Here is a 15,078-nt window from a genome sequence, read left to right as displayed (position 1 = left end):
CCAGGAGACCATTCGCCATGCTGAAGAAACTGCTTGCCCTTTTCGCCGCGCTGTGTGCCGCCGCGGCATTCGCCGCCGTGGACGTGAACACCGCCACCGAGGCTGAACTCGACGGCATCAAGGGCATCGGTCCCGGCCTGTCAGGCCGGATCCTGGAAGAGCGCAGGAACGCGCCTTTCAAGGACTGGGGCGACTTCATCGGCCGTGTCGGCGGCGTGGGACCCAAGAGCGCGGTGAATTTCTCCAGGGAAGGCCTGACGGTCGGCGGCAAGAAATACAGCGCCGCAGCGGCCGCCAGGGCCGAAGCGAAAAACCACCACGGCAGCAGGAAACAAGCCGTGGACCGCAAGCCCCACGGGGGCACGGGGAACGATGCGGCGCCTCCTGCCGCCACGGCGCCAGGGCACGCTGCCGCCGCCAGCGCTAGCAAAAGCTAAGCACGCTCTTCAGGCTTCAGGCCCGCCTCGGCGGGCTTGTCTTTTTGTGCCCACCGGCTGCACAACGGCAAGGCCCGGGCAGGGGCTTTGGAGCGAACCCCTAAAATTGTTCGCGCATGCCCCTGATCACCCTCATTCTCCTTCCCTTCATCGGCAGCCTTCTGGCGGCCGTGCTGCCCGCCAATGCGCGCAACACCGAGTCCACGCTGGCGGGGCTGATCGCCGTGTTCTGCACCGTGCAGGTCGCGCTGTGTTTTCCCGAGATCGCCGACGGCGGCGTATTGCGGCAGGAGATCGAGTGGCTGCCCGCGCTGGGCCTGAACCTGGTCATCCGCATGGACGGTTTCGCGTGGATGTTCTGCATGCTGGTGCTGGGCGTGGGCAGCCTGGTGGTGCTGTATGCGCGCTACTACATGTCGGCGGCCGACCCGGTGCCGCGCTTTTTTGCGTTCTTCCTGGCGTTCATGGGTGCGATGGCGGGCGTGGTGCTGTCGGGCAACATCATCCAGATCGCGTTCTTCTGGGAGCTGACCAGCCTGTTCTCCTTCCTGCTGATCGGCTACTGGCACCACCGCAAGGATGCGCGGCGTGGGGCACGCATGGCGCTCACGGTCACGGGCACGGGCGGCCTGTGCATGCTGGCCGGCATGCTGGTGTTGGGCCACATCGTGGGCAGCTACGACCTCGACCACGTGCTGGCCGCCGGCGCACTGATCAAGGCGCACCCGCTGTACCTGACCGCGCTGGTGCTGATCCTGCTGGGTGCGCTGACCAAGAGCGCGCAGTTCCCGTTCCACTTCTGGCTGCCCCACGCCATGGCCGCGCCCACGCCTGTGTCGGCGTACCTGCACTCGGCCACCATGGTCAAGGCGGGCGTGTTCTTGCTGGCGCGGATGTGGCCCGCGCTCGCGGGCACCGAGGCATGGTTCTGGCTGGTGGGGGGGGCGGGCCTTTGCACGCTGCTGGTGGGTGGCTACGCGGCCATGTTCCAGAACGACCTCAAGGGCCTGCTGGCCTATTCGACCATCTCGCACCTCGGGCTCATCACCCTGCTGCTCGGCCTGAACAGCCCGCTGGCCGCCGTGGCCGCCGTGTTCCACATCATGAACCACGCCACCTTCAAGGCTTCGCTGTTCATGGCCGTGGGCATCGTGGACCATGAAAGTGGCACGCGCGACATCCGCCGCCTGTCGGGCCTGCGCACGATGATGCCCATCACCGCCACGCTGGCCATGGTGGCCAGCGCGGCGATGGCCGGCGTGCCGCTGCTCAACGGCTTCCTGTCCAAGGAGATGTTCTTTGCCGAAACGGTGTACGTGAACACCACGCCGATGCTGGAATGGCTGCTGCCCGTGGCCGCCACCGTGGCGGGCATGTTCAGCGTGGCGTATTCGCTGCGCTTCACGGTGGATGTGTTCTGGGGCCCGCCCGCCACCGACCTGCCGCGCCCACCCCACGAGCCGCCGCACTGGATGCGGGTGCCGGTGGAACTGCTCGTGCTGGCCTGCCTGGTGGTGGGCACGCTGCCTGCCTGGTCCGTGGGCGCCTACCTGGCCGCGGCCGCGCGGCCGGTGGTGGGGGGCGAGCTGCCCACCTACAGCCTGGCGGTCTGGCACGGGTTCAACACACCGTTCGTGATGAGCCTGGTGGCCCTGGGCGGGGGCATCGCGCTGTATGCCCTGCTGCGCTGGCAGCGCGAAAAAGGCGTGCTGGATGCGCCGCCGGTCATGCACCACATCAGCGGCCAGCGGCTGTTCGAAGGCACCCTGGCGGCCGTCACCCAGTGGGGCCGCCATGGCCGCCGGATGCTGGGCACCGGGCGGCTGCAGTGGCAGATGCTGTGGCTGGTGAGTGCCGCGCTGGTGGCCTGCGTGCTGCCCCTGTGGGCTCGTGGCCTGCCCATTGGCGACCGGGCGCAGCTGCCGCTGTCTCCGGCCTTCGCGCTGCTGTGGCTGCTGGGCGGGCTGTGCGCCATGGCGGCGGCCTGGCAGGCCAAGTACCACCGGCTGGCGGCACTCACGCTGCTGGGTGGCGCGGGGCTGTGCGTGTGCCTGACCTTCCTCTGGTTTTCAGCCCCCGACCTGGCGCTCACGCAGATCGTGGTGGAGGTCGTGACGACCATCCTCATCCTGCTGGGCCTGCGCTGGCTGCCGCGCCGCGACGAAGCCCTGCGCAAGCCCACGCTGGCCGAAGAGCGCCGCACCCAGCTGCGCCGCTACCGCGACATGGCGCTGGCGCTGACCACGGGTGCGGGCATGGCCCTGCTGTCGTTCGCGATGATGAGCCGGCCCTTCCCCGACAGCACCTCCACCTTCTTCCTGGAGCGCGCGCTCAGCGAAGGCGGGGGCACCAATGTCGTCAACGTGATGCTGGTGGACTTCCGGGGCTTCGACACCTTTGGCGAGATCGTGGTGCTGGGCATCGTGGCCCTGACGGTGTATGCGCTGCTGCGGCGCTTTCGGCCCGCGCGCGAGGTGATGGACCTGCCGCCCCAGCAGCGCGCGCTGCCCGCCGATGTTGACACCGACCTGTCCAACCCGCGCCAGACCGCCGACACCGCCGTGGGCTACCTCATGGTGCCCGCCGTGCTGGTGCGGCTGATGCTGCCGTTCGCGACCCTCGTGTCCATGTACCTGTTCATGCGCGGGCACAACGAGCCCGGCGGCGGTTTCGTGGCGGGGCTGGTGTTCTCGGTGGCGCTGCTGCTGCAGTACATCGTCTCGGGCACCTCGTGGGTCGAAGCCCACCTGCCCCTGTACCCGCGCCGCTGGATCGGCGTGGGCCTGCTGGCCGCGCTGGCCACCGGCCTGGGGGCCTGGGCCTGGGGCTACCCCTTCCTGACCAGCCACACGGCCCACCTGCACCTGCCCTGGGTGGGCGAGGTGCACGTGGCCAGCGCGCTGTTCTTCGACATCGGCGTGTTCACGCTGGTGGTGGGCTCGACCATGCTCATCCTCACCGGCATCGCCCACCAGTCGGTGCGCAGCCACCGCTACAACAACGCACGCACGGCCGATGAGGTTCAGGCCGCCGCGGCGACACAGGGAGAAGGCCCATGGAACTGATTCTGGCCCTGGCCATCGGCGTGCTCACCGGCTCGGGCGTGTGGCTGCTGCTGCGCCCCCGCACCTTCCAGATCATCATGGGCCTGTCGCTGCTGTCGTACGCCGTCAACCTCTTCATCTTCAGCATGGGCCGCCTGGGCCTGGCCATCGACAAGGAGCCCGTGCTGCAGCCCGGCCTGCCCCAGGACCTGGCCCACTACGCCGACCCCATGCCCCAGGCGCTCACGCTCACGGCCATCGTGATCGGCTTCGCCATGACCGCCCTCTTCCTCGTGGTGCTGCTGGCATCGCGCGGCATGGCGGGCACCGACCATGTGGACGGCACCAAGGGCAAAGACGTGCAGGAAATGCCATGATGAAGAACACCCCCCTGAGCGGCTTCGCCGCTTCCCCCCGCTCTCGCAGCGCTGTGCGCTGCGGGCAGGGGGACGCAGCCCTCGCGGCGGGGCGGCCCTGGCTCGGCTGCCCTGGCCTGAGGCGCGCCCTTTTCATGCGCAGCGCCATGGAGTCCTGACATGACATCCGTGCACCTCCTACTGGAGCGGCTGATGCCACACCTGATCCTCGCGCCCATCGCGCTGCCCCTGCTCACGGCCGGGCTCATGCTGCTGCTGCGCGAGGAGCGCCAGCGCACCAAGGTCACGCTCAACATCGCCTCGACCTTCCTGGGCCTGGTGGTGGCCGTGCTGCTGCTCGTGCAGGCCAAGGACCCCGCCCTTCACAACAGCCTGGCGGTGTACCTGCCGGGCAACTGGCCGGCGCCGTTCGGCATCGTGCTCGGCATCGACCGGCTCTCCGCCATGATGCTGGTGCTCGCCAGCACCGTGGCGCTGGCCACCGTGCTGTTCTCGGCGGCGCGCTGGCACCGCGCGGGGGTGCACTTCCACCCGCTGTTCCAGTTCCAGCTCATGGGGCTGGCGGGCGCGTTCCTCACGGCCGACCTGTTCAACCTGTTCGTGTTCTTCGAGATCATGCTGGCCGCGTCCTACGGCCTGCTGCTGCACGGCTCGGGCCGCCCGCGCGTGTCGGCGGGGCTGCACTACATCGCCATCAACCTGGCGGCCTCGTCGCTGTTCCTGATCGGCGTGTCCATGCTCTACGGCATCACCGGCACCCTGAACATGGCCGACCTGGCGCAAAACATCGCCGCCGTCGCGCCAGCGGACCGCGGCCTGCTGCACGCCGCTGCGGCGGTCCTCGCGGTGGCCTTTCTCATCAAGGCGGCGGTATGGCCCCTCAACTTCTGGCTGGTACCCGCCTACAGCGCGGCCACGGCCCCCGTGGGGGCGCTGTTCGCGCTGATGACCAAGGTGGGCGTGTACAGCCTGCTGCGGCTGTGGACACTGCTGTTTGGCGCCGAGGCCGGCGAATCGGCCCAGTTCGGCGGCCAGTGGCTCATCGGCGGCGGCATGCTCACGATGGCCTTCGGCGCCATCGGCATGCTGGGCTCGCAGCGCCTGGGGCACCTGGCGGGCTTCAGCGCCATCCTGTCGTCGGGCACGCTGCTGGCGGCGGTCGGCTTCGGGCAGAACCTGCTCACGGCCGGGCTGCTGTACTACCTGCTCAGCTCCACGCTGGCCGTGAGCGCGCTGTTCCTGCTGGCCGACCTGATCGACCGCTGGCGCAACGACGGCTCCAACCTCGCCCCCTACGAGCAGACCGACGACGCCCCGTTCCTGTCCGCCGACCTGGTGCCCACCGAAGGCATGAACCTCGACGACCAGGAGGAGGCACTCATCGGCCAGGTCATCCCTGCGGCGGCGGCGTTCCTGGGGCTGGCGTTCATGGCCTGCACGCTGATCATCGCGGGCCTGCCGCCCCTGCCGGGATTCGTGGGCAAGTTCGCCATGGTCCACGCGCTCTTCAATCCGCTGGGCCTGGGGGCATCCCACGGATTCCAACTGGGCGCCGCGGGCTGGATGCTGGTGGCGCTGCTGGTGGGGTCGGGCCTGCTCGCGCTGCTGGCGCTCACGCGCGCGGGCATCCGCCATTTCTGGGCGGCGCACGACCGCACATCCCCCAAGCTGCTGGTGCTGGAAGGCCTGCCCATCGCCCTGCTGCTGCTGGCCAGCGCGGCCCTGGTATGGCAGGCGGGGGCCGTGATGCGCTACACCCAGGCCACGGCCGACGCGCTGCATGCCCCGTCCACCTATGTGCGCGCCGTGATGACCGCCGCGCCGGTGCCCAACCCGCCCCACGCGGATGCGCCCGCACCCCAAGGAACCACGCCCCCATGAAGCCCCGCAACACCCCCGTACAGCGGCCCTTCAAGCGCCTGGTGCCCGCCCCCGTGCTCTCGCTGGCGCTGCTGGCGCTGTGGCTGCTGCTCAACCGCAGCCTGAGCGCGGGCCACATCGTGCTGGGCACGGTGCTCGCGCTGGCCATCCCGCTGCTCACGGCCGGGCTGCGCCCGTTGCCCGTGCGCATCCGCAAACCCGGTGCCGTGCTGCGCCTGGCATTCACGGTGGTGGCGGACACCACCCGCTCCAACCTGGCCGTGGCGCGCCTGCTGCTCGCGCCGGGCCGCCGGCGGCACCCCTCGGGCTTCGTGCACATTCCGCTGGACGTGCGCGACCCCAATGCCCTGGCCGTGCTGGCCACGATCGTCTGCATCACCCCCGGCACCGCCTGGGCCGAACTCTCGCTGGACCGCAGCATGCTGCTGCTGCACGTGCTGGAGCTGGACGACGCCGAAGCGATGGCCGCCAGCGTCAAGCAGCGCTACGAACGCCCCTTGATGGAGATCTTTGAATGACACCGATCCTGGATTGGGCCCTGCCCATCGCCCTGTTCATGCTGGCCCTGGCCATGGGCTGCGCGCTGATCCGCCTGCTCAAGGGCCCTTCCGCGCAGGACCGCGTGCTGGCGCTCGACTGCATGTACCTCAGCGGCATGCTGGTGATGCTGGTGCTGGGCCTGCTGTACGGCAGCAAGAACTATTTCGAGGCCGCCCTGCTGCTGGCGCTGTTCAGTTTTGTCGGCTCCATGGCCATGGCCAAGTTTTTGCTGCGTGGCGAGGTGATCGAATGACCGAAGCCGCCACCATCGCCGTTCTTCCGCTGTGGCTCGAAATCATCGTGGCCGTGCTGGTGCTGTCGGGTGCGGGGCTGGCGCTGCTGGGCTCCACCGGCCTGCTGCGCCTGCCCACGTTCTTCGAGCGTGTGCATGCGCCCGCCATCATCGCCACGCTGGGCTGCTGGCTGATCATGCATGGCACGGTGCTGTACTTCTCGGTGGCCGACCGCAGCCTGGCGCTGCATGCGCTGTTGATCGCCGTGTTCGTGGCGATCACGGTGCCGATCATGTCGATCTTCTTGATGCGCGCGGCGTTGTTCCGCGCGCGGCAGATGGGGCTGAATGTGCCGCCGAGCCTGAGCCAACCCAGGGCAGCACAGGAAACCGAAGACTCCTGAATTAATAGCTGCCAGCGCTTGATGGACAAGCGCCAGCGGCCATTTTCACCCCTATTTTTGGCCTGAAGATCCGAATCCGCCGCCGCCCGGCGTGTGGATTTCAAACACGTCGCCCGGTTGCATCTCGGCCTGGCCGATGTGGTCCAGCAGCTCCACCCGGCCATCGCTGCGCACCACCTTGTTGATGCCCACGGCACCCGGCTGGCCGCCCGCCATGCCAAATGCGCCATGGTGGCGGCCGTTCGACAGGATGCTGGCCGTCATGGGCTCCAGGAAACGCACGCGGCGAATGCCACCGTCACCGCCCTTCCACTGCCCGGCGCCGCCCGAGCCCTTGCGGATCTCGTAGCCCTCCAGCCGCACGGGGAAGCGGAACTCCAGCACCTCGGGGTCCGTCAGGCGCGAGTTGGTCATGTGGCACTGCACGACGCTGGTGCCTGCAAAACCACCCGCCAGTTGCCCGTTGGCATCCCACACGCCCCCCGCGCCGCTGCCGCCCGAGATCGTCTCGTAATACTGGTAGCGCGTGCTGCCAAAGGTGAAGTTGTTCATGGTGCACTGCCCCGCCGCCATCAGGCCCAGCGCGCCATACAGTGCGTTGGTGATGCAGGTGGAAGTCTCCACATTGCCCGCCACCACCGAGGCCGGCGGGTTGGGGTTGAGCATGCTGCCGGGCGGGATGATGACATTGAGCGGCTTCAGGCACCCCGCGTTGAGCGGAATGTCGTCATCCACCAGCGTGCGGAACACATACAACACCGCCGCCATGCACACCGCCGTGGGTGCATTGAAGTTGTTCGTCTGCTGCGCGCTGGTGCCGGTGAAGTCGATGGTGGCGCTGCGGTTCTTCGCGTCCACCTTCACGGCCACGCTGATCTGCGCGCCGTTGTCCAGGGGCAGCGTGAACGCACCATCCTTCAGGCGCGTGATGACACGGCGCACCGATTCCTCGGCGTTGTCCTGCACGTGGCGCATGTAGGCCAACACCACATCCAGGCCGAACTCGCCGACCATGCGGCGCAGCTCCTGCTGGCCCTTTTCGTTGGCCGCGATCTGCGCGCGCAAATCGGCCATGTTCTGCTGCGGGTTGCGGCTGGGGTATTCGCCGCTTTCGAGCAGAGCGACCATCTCCGCCTCGCGCAGCACGCCGCGCTCGACCAGCTTCACGTTGTTGATCTGCACGCCCTCTTCCTCGATGCGCGTGGAGAACGGCGGCATGGAGCCGGGGGTGGTGCCGCCCACATCGGCGTGGTGGCCCCGGCTGCCCACGTAGAACGTGGGCGCGGCCTCGTCGGCAAGGTAGACCGGCGTGATGACGGTGATGTCTGGCAAGTGCGTGCCACCGTGGTACGGGTCGTTGAGCACATACACATCACCCGGCTGCATCTTGCCCGCGTTCTCGCGGATCACCGTCTTGATGCTCTCACCCATCGAGCCCAGATGCACCGGCATGTGCGGCGCGTTGGCGATCAGGTTGCCCGCCGTGTCGAACAGCGCGCAACTGAAGTCCAGCCGCTCCTTGATGTTCACCGAATACGCCGTGTTCTGCAGCTGCAGCCCCATCTGCTCGGCGATGTTCATGAACAGGTTGTTGAACACTTCGAGCAGCACCGGGTCCACCGTGGTGCCCACCGCATGCTGCACGGCACGGGCCACGCGGCGGTCGAGCAGCAGATGGTCCAGCTCGGTCAGCCGGGCCTCCCAGCCGGGTTCGACGATGGTGGTGGCGTTTTTCTCGGCAATGATGGCCGGGCCGGGGATCACGTCGCCAGGGCGCAAGTCTTCGCGCACCACGAGCGCGGCGTCATGCCACGCGGCCACGCCGTCGATGCCGCCGGTGTACATGCGCACGGTGCTGCGGCGCGGCACGTCGCGCGCGGGCTGCAGCGTGTGGCGCGGCTCCACGGGCGCGTCGCCGGGCAGCACGGCCTCCACCGACACGGCCTCCACCACCAGGCCCTTGCCCTGCATGAGGAACGCAAAGCGCTGGCGGTAGGCGTTCTCGAACGCGGCGGTGATTTCGGCCAGCGAGCCCAACGGGACGATGAGCGCGGAGTCGCTGCCCTCGTAGCGCACGTGCACGCGGCGGTGCACCACGGCTGTGCCTGCACCCGCCTGCTGGCGCTCCAGCTCGGTGCGCGCGGTGGTGGCCAGTTGTTCCAGCGTGGCCTCAATGCCTGCCAGCGCCTCGGGCGCGAGCTTGGCCTCCACCGCCTGCTCGCGGATCACGTTCTGGTCCGCCAGGCCCATGCCGTAGGCACTGAGCACGCCCGCCAGCGGGTGCACGAACACCCGCGTCATGCCCAGGGCATCGGCCACCAGGCAGGCGTGCTGGCCGCCCGCGCCGCCAAAGCATTGCAGCGTGTAGCGCGTCACGTCGTAGCCGCGCGCCACGCTGATCTTCTTGATCGCGTTGGCCATCTGCTGCACGGCGATCTGGATGAAGCCGTGGGCGACATCCTCGGCCTTGCGCCCGGCCTGCGTGGCAAGGCCATCAAATTTCTGCACCACGGCATCGCCATCCAGCGCCTCGTTGGCGCCGTGGCCAAACACCTTCGGGAAATGCGCGGGCTGGATCTTGCCCACCATCACATTGGCGTCGGTGACGGCCAGCGGGCCGCCCCGGCGGTAGCTGGCGGGGCCGGGGTTGGCGCCCGCGCTCTGGGGGCCCACGCGAAAGCGCGCGCCGTCGAACCCCAGGATGGAACCGCCACCGGCGGCCACGGTGTGAATGCTCATCATCGGGGCGCGCATGCGCACGCCGGCCACCTGGGTCTCGAACTCGCGCTCGAACTCCCCCGCGTAGTGGCTCACGTCGGTGGAGGTGCCGCCCATGTCGAAGCCGATCACCTTGGCGTGCCCCGCCAGCCCGGCGGTGCGCGCCATGCCCACGATGCCGCCCGCGGGGCCACTCAGGATCGCGTCCTTGCCCTGGAACACCTGCGCATCGGTCAGCCCGCCCGACGATTGCATGAAGAACAGCTTGACGCCCGGCATCTCGCTGGCGACCTGCTCCACATAGCGGCGCAGGATGGGCGAGAGGTAGGCGTCCACCACGGTGGTGTCGCCCCGGCTCACGAACTTCATCATGGGGCTGGTGGCGTGCGAGGCGCTCACCTGCGTGAAGCCCACCTCGCGCGCGATGCGCGCGGCGGCCTCTTCGTGCGCGGTGTAGCGGTAGCCGTGCATGAACACGACGGCTGCGCTGCGCAGGCCCGCGTCATAGGCGGCCCACAGGCGTTCCTTGAGGTGCGCCTCATCCAGCGGCTCGATCACCTCGCCGCGCGCGCCCACGCGCTCCTGGGCCTCGACCACGCGCTCGTACAGCAGCTCGGGCAGCACGATGCGCCGGTCGAACAAACGCGGACGGTTCTGGTACGCGATGCGCAGCGCATCCTTGAAGCCCTTGGTGGTGATGAGCAGCGTGGGCTCGCCCTTGCGCTCCAGCAGCGCGTTGGTGGCCACCGTGGTACCCATCTTCACGCACTCCACCAGTGCGGGTGTCACCGGCTCGCCAGGTGCAAGGCCCAGCAGGTGGCGGATGCCCGCCACGGCGGCGTCCTTGTACTGCTCGGGGTTCTCGGACAGCAGCTTGTGCGTGACCAGGCTGCCGTCGGGCCGCTTGCCCACCACGTCGGTGAAGGTGCCCCCCCGGTCGATCCAGAACTGCCAGCGGGACATGTGGGAAGGTTGGTTGGACATCTTTTGCTATGTTATTGATAGCTTTTTGCGCTTGTACACCAAGCGCAGGAGCATTGTTGGATTGAAATACCGTGCGTGCCGCGGGTCACAGGGAGGCGGCCGAGCGCGCCGCCTGGTCGTACATGCCGGAAAGCACACGCAGCAACCGGGCCAGCTCGCCAATGTCGCGGTTGAGCGAATCGTCCGCCTGCAGCGCATCGATCAGGCAGCTCTCGCGGATCTCGCGGTAGCGCTGCACGTAGGCGCGGCCGGATTCGGTGGCGGCATAGGTCACTTCCTTGCCATTCTTCTGTGATGCGACGACCCCCAGGTTCTGCAGCTTCTTGAGCGCGTAGTTCACCAGGTGCGTGTCTTCCACGTTCATGATGAAGCAGATGTCGGCCAGGCGTTTGTCGCGCGCGCGGTGCGTCACGTGGTGCAGCACCACCACATCCAGCGGGGTCAGGTCCTTCAGGCCGGCAGCCGACATGCAATGCACCACCCAGCGGTGAAAGGCATTGCCCGCGACGATGAGCCCGAACTCGAACTCGCTCATCTCCGCGCTCTGCGCCGACACCAGGTGCGCGGACGACACGATCGGACCGGAATCGCCCTTGGCCTTGGCCCCTGGTTTCATGAACACCGCCTCCACAACAGTCGAATCTGGCACGGGATATGCATAGGCCATTGTAGGCAACTCGACAATGATTTGTTGGCAATTTGTCAGCGTTTAGGCAAAACACCTATGCCACGGCCGATTGCTTTCTATACAGTGGCTTACCCCCACGATCCACCTTGCGGAGCACTCCATGAAGCGTCGAATCTTCTCCACCACTGCCCTGGGAATGGCCCTGGCACTGGGCATGTCTGCCACCTCGGCCCAGGCCCAGGCCAAATGGGACCTTGCGGCCGCCTACCCGGTGAGCAACTTCCACACGGAGAACCTGATGCAGTTCGCCAAGGACGTGGACACCGCCACCGCCGGCAAGCTCAAGATCACCGTGCATGCCAACGCCTCGCTGTTCAAGGCCAACGAAATCAAGCGCGCCGTGCAGGGCGGCCAGGCGCCGGCGGGCGAAATCCTGCTGGGCAACTTCGAGAACGAAAACCCGCTGTACGGCGTGGACGGCATTCCCTTCCTGGCCACCTCGTATGCCGACTCCAAGCGCCTGTACGACGCGCAGAAGGCCTCGCTGGACAAGCTGCTGGGCACGCAGGGCATGAAGCTGCTGTATGCCGTGGCCTGGCCGCCACAAGGCATCTACTCCAAGAAGGAACTGGCCTCGGTGGCCGACCTGCGCGGCATCAAGTGGCGCGCCTACAGCCCCGCCACCGCCAAGATCGCCGAGCTGATCGGCGCGCAGCCCGTGACCATCCAGGCGGCGGAACTCTCGCAGGCCCTGGCCACGGGCGTGGTGGAAGCCACCATGACCTCCGGCTCCACGGGCTACGACAGCAAGATCTATGAAAGCATCAAGCTCTTTCACGACACCCAGGCCTGGCTGCCCAAGAACGCGGTCATCGTGAACAAGAAGGCCTTCGACGCGCTCGACAAGCCCAGCCAGGACGCCCTGCTCAAGGCCTCGGCCGAGGCCGAGACTCGCGGCTGGAAGGTCAGCGCCGAAAAGACCGAGTGGTACAAGAAGGCCCTCGCTGAAAAGGGCATGAAGATCGTCACCCCCGCGCCCAAGCTCATGGCCGACATGCGCCAGGTGGGCGAGATCATGCTGGCCGACTGGCTCAAGAAAGCCGGCCCGGAAGGCGAAGCGATCATCGCGGCCTACCGCAAGGGTGGCCCGGCCACGGCCGCTGCGGCCAAGAAGTAAGCCGTGACCATGCTGCGCCGCTGGCTCGACCGCATCTACCTCGCCGCCGGCGCACTGGGCGCGGCATTCATCGCGCTCATCTGCGTGCTCATGATCGCGCAGAGCATCATGCGCGAGCTGGGCCTGCGCACCGGTGCCATCAACGACATCGTGGCCTGGTTCTGCGCGGCTGCCGCGTTCCTGGCCATGGCGCATGCCTTCAAGCACGGCGACTTCGTGCGCGTGACGCTGCTGCTGGAAAAGCTGTCCCCGCGCCGCTGCCGCCAGCTCGAGGTGGTGTCGCTGGCCATCGGGTCCGTGGCCGTGGGCTACCTCATGTGGGCGGCCTGCAGCTACACCTACGAGAGCTGGGAGTTCAACGACATCTCCCAGGGCCTCCTGCCCATGCCGCTGTGGATTCCGCAGCTGAGCTTCGCGCTCGGCTCCATCCTGCTGTGGGTGGCCGTGGTCGATGAATTCATCATCGTGCTGCGCGGCGGCGTGCCGACCTTCGTGCGCGCCGTCGAAGAGCGCCATGCCAAGGGCGACTTTTCTTCTGATATCTAGAGAAGCCCCCCTGAGGCGCTGCGCGCCTTCCCCCGATGGGGATGCCACTGGTGGCCCGGCGAAGCCGGCTCCACGGTGGCACTGGCGTTTGGCAGCGCCGGTTTTTGCGGTGCGCTGGAAGCGCATTGCGGTGTGAGTACCGATAACAACAGGCTGCATCGGGCATAGCGCTCATCGGCCCAGAAAGTTCGATATGGATATCTTGATGGTGGGTGGCGTATTGCTGCTGCTCATGCTGGTGCTCCTGTCCGGCGGTGTGTGGATCGCCATGACCCTGGCGATCTGCGGCTGGGTCGGGCAGGCGTTCTTCACCTCCACGCAGCCGGCCAAGAATTTGTTCTCGGCGTTCTGGGAGAGCAACGCGAGCTGGGAGCTGGCGGCGCTGCCGCTGTTCATCTGGATGGGCGAGATCCTGTTTCGCACCAAGCTCTCCGAGGAGATGTTCGAGGGACTGCGCCCCTGGCTCAACCGCGTGCCCGGCCGGCTGATGCACACCACCATCCTGGGCTGCGGCATCTTCGGCTCGGTCTCGGGCTCGTCGGCGGCCACCTGCGCCACCATCAGCAAGGTGGCGCTGCCCGAGCTCATGAAGCGCGGCTACGACGAGAAGCTGGCGCTGGGCGCGCTGGCCACGGCCGGCACGCTGGGCATCCTGATCCCGCCCTCCATCACCATGGTGGTGTACGCCGTGGCCGCCGATGCCTCCATCATCCGCATCTTCCTGGCGGGCTTCCTGCCGGGCATCCTCCTGATGCTGCTGTTCTCGGGCTACATCGGCTGGTGGAGCCTGCGCAACCCCGACAAGGTGCCCGCCGCCGACCCGCCCTCCTCCCTGCGCGAGAAGATCCGCAAGTCGGGCAACCTGATCCCCGTGGGCGTGCTCATCGTGTTCATCGTGGCGGTGCTCGTCACGGGCTACGCCACCGCCACCGAGTGCGCGGCCTACGGCGTGGTGGGATCGCTGGGCCTGGCGCTGTGGAGCCGCTCGCTCACCTGGCAGAACTTCAAGGAAGGCCTGATGGGCACCACGCGCACCAGCTGCATGATCATGTTCATCCTGGCCGGCGCCGCCTTCCTCACCAAGACCATGGCCTTCACCGGCATTCCGCGCGAGCTGGCCCAATGGGTCAACGCCATGCACCTGTCGCCGTTCGCGCTCATCAGCGTGCTGGTGGTGGTCTACCTGGTGCTGGGCACCGCGCTCGACGGCATCAGCATGATCGTGCTCACCAGCGCCGTGGTGCTGCCCATGATCCAGCAGGCCGGCTTCGACCTGATCTGGTTCGGCATCTTCATCGTGCTGCTGGTGGAGATCGCCGAGGTCACGCCGCCCGTCGGTTTCAACCTCTTCGTGCTGCAGAACATGACCGGCAAGGACAGCAACACCATCGCGCGCGCCGCCATTCCTTTCTTCCTGTGCCTGGTGGTGTGCATCGCACTCATCACGATCTTCCCGCAGATCGTGACCATCCTTCCCGACCTGGTCATGGGCGTGGAGAAGTAGCCGCCCTCAGCCGGTCCACGCCGCCGCGCCCGGAAGGCTGCGGCGAGGCCGGCCCCGCCGCGGGGCGCAGGCCGTGAACGGCCGGCGTGGGCCACAATAGCGCCCGCATCCAATTTACGGGGAGTGATCGCACCATGCTCGCAGTCATGGCTATCTGCATCGGCGCCAGTCTGGGCGCGCTGGCGCGCTGGCGGCTGGGCATGTGGCTGAACACCGTGGGAGCGCTCATGCCCTGGGGCACGCTGGCCGCGAACCTCGTTGGGGGCTATCTGGTAGGCGTGTGCGTGGCCGTGTTCCAGGCCCTGCCCCAGCTGGACCCGGTGTGGCGGCTGGCCCTCGTCACAGGCTTTCTCGGCGGCCTCACCACGTTCTCCAGCTTTTCGGCCGAGGTCGTGGGCATGCTGCAGCAGCAGCGCTACCTGCTCGCGCTGGGCACCACCTCCGTGCACCTGCTCGGTTCGCTCACGCTGACCGTGCTGGGCATCCAAACTGCTACTCTTTTGCTAGCAGGGCGCGCCTGATCGTGCGTGATAATCGGGCACAACGGCCGCCAACCACCCCCCATTCAACCCACTGCCGACCCGCGCTCGCGCACCGGCCGGCCGC

The 15,078-nt window shown here is 67.7% G+C and carries 13 protein-coding genes; 11 read left to right on the top strand and 2 right to left on the bottom strand.

All coding sequences use genetic code 11. The annotated features are described in order from the left end of the window. Positions 1 to 17 precede the first annotated feature (17 nt). The 7 genes from AC07OC_RS08720 to mnhG all read left to right on the top strand — a co-directional run bounded on the left by AC07OC_RS08720 (position 18) and on the right by mnhG (position 6,915). Positions 18 to 437, top strand: coding sequence for a ComEA family DNA-binding protein (locus tag AC07OC_RS08720; protein ID WP_218338751.1), 420 nt, complete (start codon positions 18 to 20; stop codon positions 435 to 437). Between the two features lie 116 nt (positions 438 to 553). Next, positions 554 to 3,502, top strand: a complete 2,949-nt coding sequence (locus AC07OC_RS08715) for a monovalent cation/H+ antiporter subunit A (protein WP_218338752.1) — start codon at positions 554 to 556, stop codon at positions 3,500 to 3,502. Further along, the gene (locus AC07OC_RS08710; protein ID WP_142146595.1) at positions 3,493 to 3,858 is read left to right on the top strand and encodes a Na+/H+ antiporter subunit C; all 366 of its coding nucleotides are present in this window, start codon (positions 3,493 to 3,495) and stop codon (positions 3,856 to 3,858) included. Before AC07OC_RS08715 ends, AC07OC_RS08710 begins: the two co-directional genes overlap by 10 nt. 159 nt (positions 3,859 to 4,017) lie before the next feature. Continuing rightward, on the top strand, positions 4,018 to 5,739 hold the full coding sequence (locus AC07OC_RS08705; protein ID WP_255590832.1) for a monovalent cation/H+ antiporter subunit D: 1,722 nt from the start codon (positions 4,018 to 4,020) through the stop codon (positions 5,737 to 5,739). Then, complete coding sequence (locus tag AC07OC_RS08700; RefSeq protein ID WP_218297489.1) at positions 5,736 to 6,257, top strand: Na+/H+ antiporter subunit E; 522 nt, start codon at positions 5,736 to 5,738, stop codon at positions 6,255 to 6,257. Before AC07OC_RS08705 ends, AC07OC_RS08700 begins: the two co-directional genes overlap by 4 nt. After that, positions 6,254 to 6,532, top strand: a complete 279-nt coding sequence (locus AC07OC_RS08695) for a K+/H+ antiporter subunit F (RefSeq protein WP_055402533.1) — start codon at positions 6,254 to 6,256, stop codon at positions 6,530 to 6,532. The genes AC07OC_RS08700 and AC07OC_RS08695 overlap by 4 nt, the downstream gene beginning before the upstream one ends. Further along, the gene (gene mnhG / locus AC07OC_RS08690; RefSeq protein WP_218338753.1) at positions 6,529 to 6,915 is read left to right on the top strand and encodes a monovalent cation/H(+) antiporter subunit G; all 387 of its coding nucleotides are present in this window, start codon (positions 6,529 to 6,531) and stop codon (positions 6,913 to 6,915) included. Before AC07OC_RS08695 ends, mnhG begins: the two co-directional genes overlap by 4 nt. A gap of 51 nt (positions 6,916 to 6,966) precedes the next feature. Here mnhG and AC07OC_RS08685 read toward each other — a convergent pair whose 3' ends face one another. Together AC07OC_RS08685 and AC07OC_RS08680 are read right to left on the bottom strand one after the other, a co-directional pair. After that, complete coding sequence (locus AC07OC_RS08685) at positions 6,967 to 10,596, bottom strand: hydantoinase B/oxoprolinase family protein (RefSeq protein ID WP_494600830.1); 3,630 nt, start codon at positions 10,594 to 10,596, stop codon at positions 6,967 to 6,969. A 106-nt stretch (positions 10,597 to 10,702) separates the two neighbouring features. Beyond that, positions 10,703 to 11,233: a winged helix DNA-binding protein gene (locus tag AC07OC_RS08680; RefSeq protein WP_218297492.1), complete on the bottom strand. Its 531-nt coding sequence runs from the start codon at positions 11,231 to 11,233 to the stop codon at positions 10,703 to 10,705. A gap of 172 nt (positions 11,234 to 11,405) precedes the next feature. Here AC07OC_RS08680 and AC07OC_RS08675 point away from each other — a divergent pair, with 172 nt between their 5' ends. The 4 genes from AC07OC_RS08675 (at position 11,406) to crcB (ending at position 14,993) form a co-directional block, all read left to right on the top strand. Then, positions 11,406 to 12,422 (top strand): TRAP transporter substrate-binding protein, encoded by a 1,017-nt coding sequence (locus AC07OC_RS08675; RefSeq protein WP_218297493.1) that lies wholly within the window; start codon positions 11,406 to 11,408, stop codon positions 12,420 to 12,422. A 9-nt stretch (positions 12,423 to 12,431) separates the two neighbouring features. Then, on the top strand, positions 12,432 to 12,968 hold the full coding sequence (locus AC07OC_RS08670; RefSeq protein WP_218297597.1) for a TRAP transporter small permease: 537 nt from the start codon (positions 12,432 to 12,434) through the stop codon (positions 12,966 to 12,968). A 193-nt stretch (positions 12,969 to 13,161) separates the two neighbouring features. Then, positions 13,162 to 14,472, top strand: coding sequence for a TRAP transporter large permease (locus tag AC07OC_RS08665; RefSeq protein ID WP_218297494.1), 1,311 nt, complete (start codon positions 13,162 to 13,164; stop codon positions 14,470 to 14,472). Positions 14,473 to 14,606: 134 nt separating this feature from the next. Further along, entirely contained in the window at positions 14,607 to 14,993 is a 387-nt protein-coding gene (gene crcB / locus AC07OC_RS08660) for a fluoride efflux transporter CrcB (protein WP_218338755.1), read from the top strand. Positions 14,994 to 15,078: the final 85 nt, after the last annotated feature.

The organism is Acidovorax sp. GW821-FHT10E04 (assembly GCF_059415185.1).
This window is presented reverse-complemented; position numbering and strand designations above follow the sequence as displayed.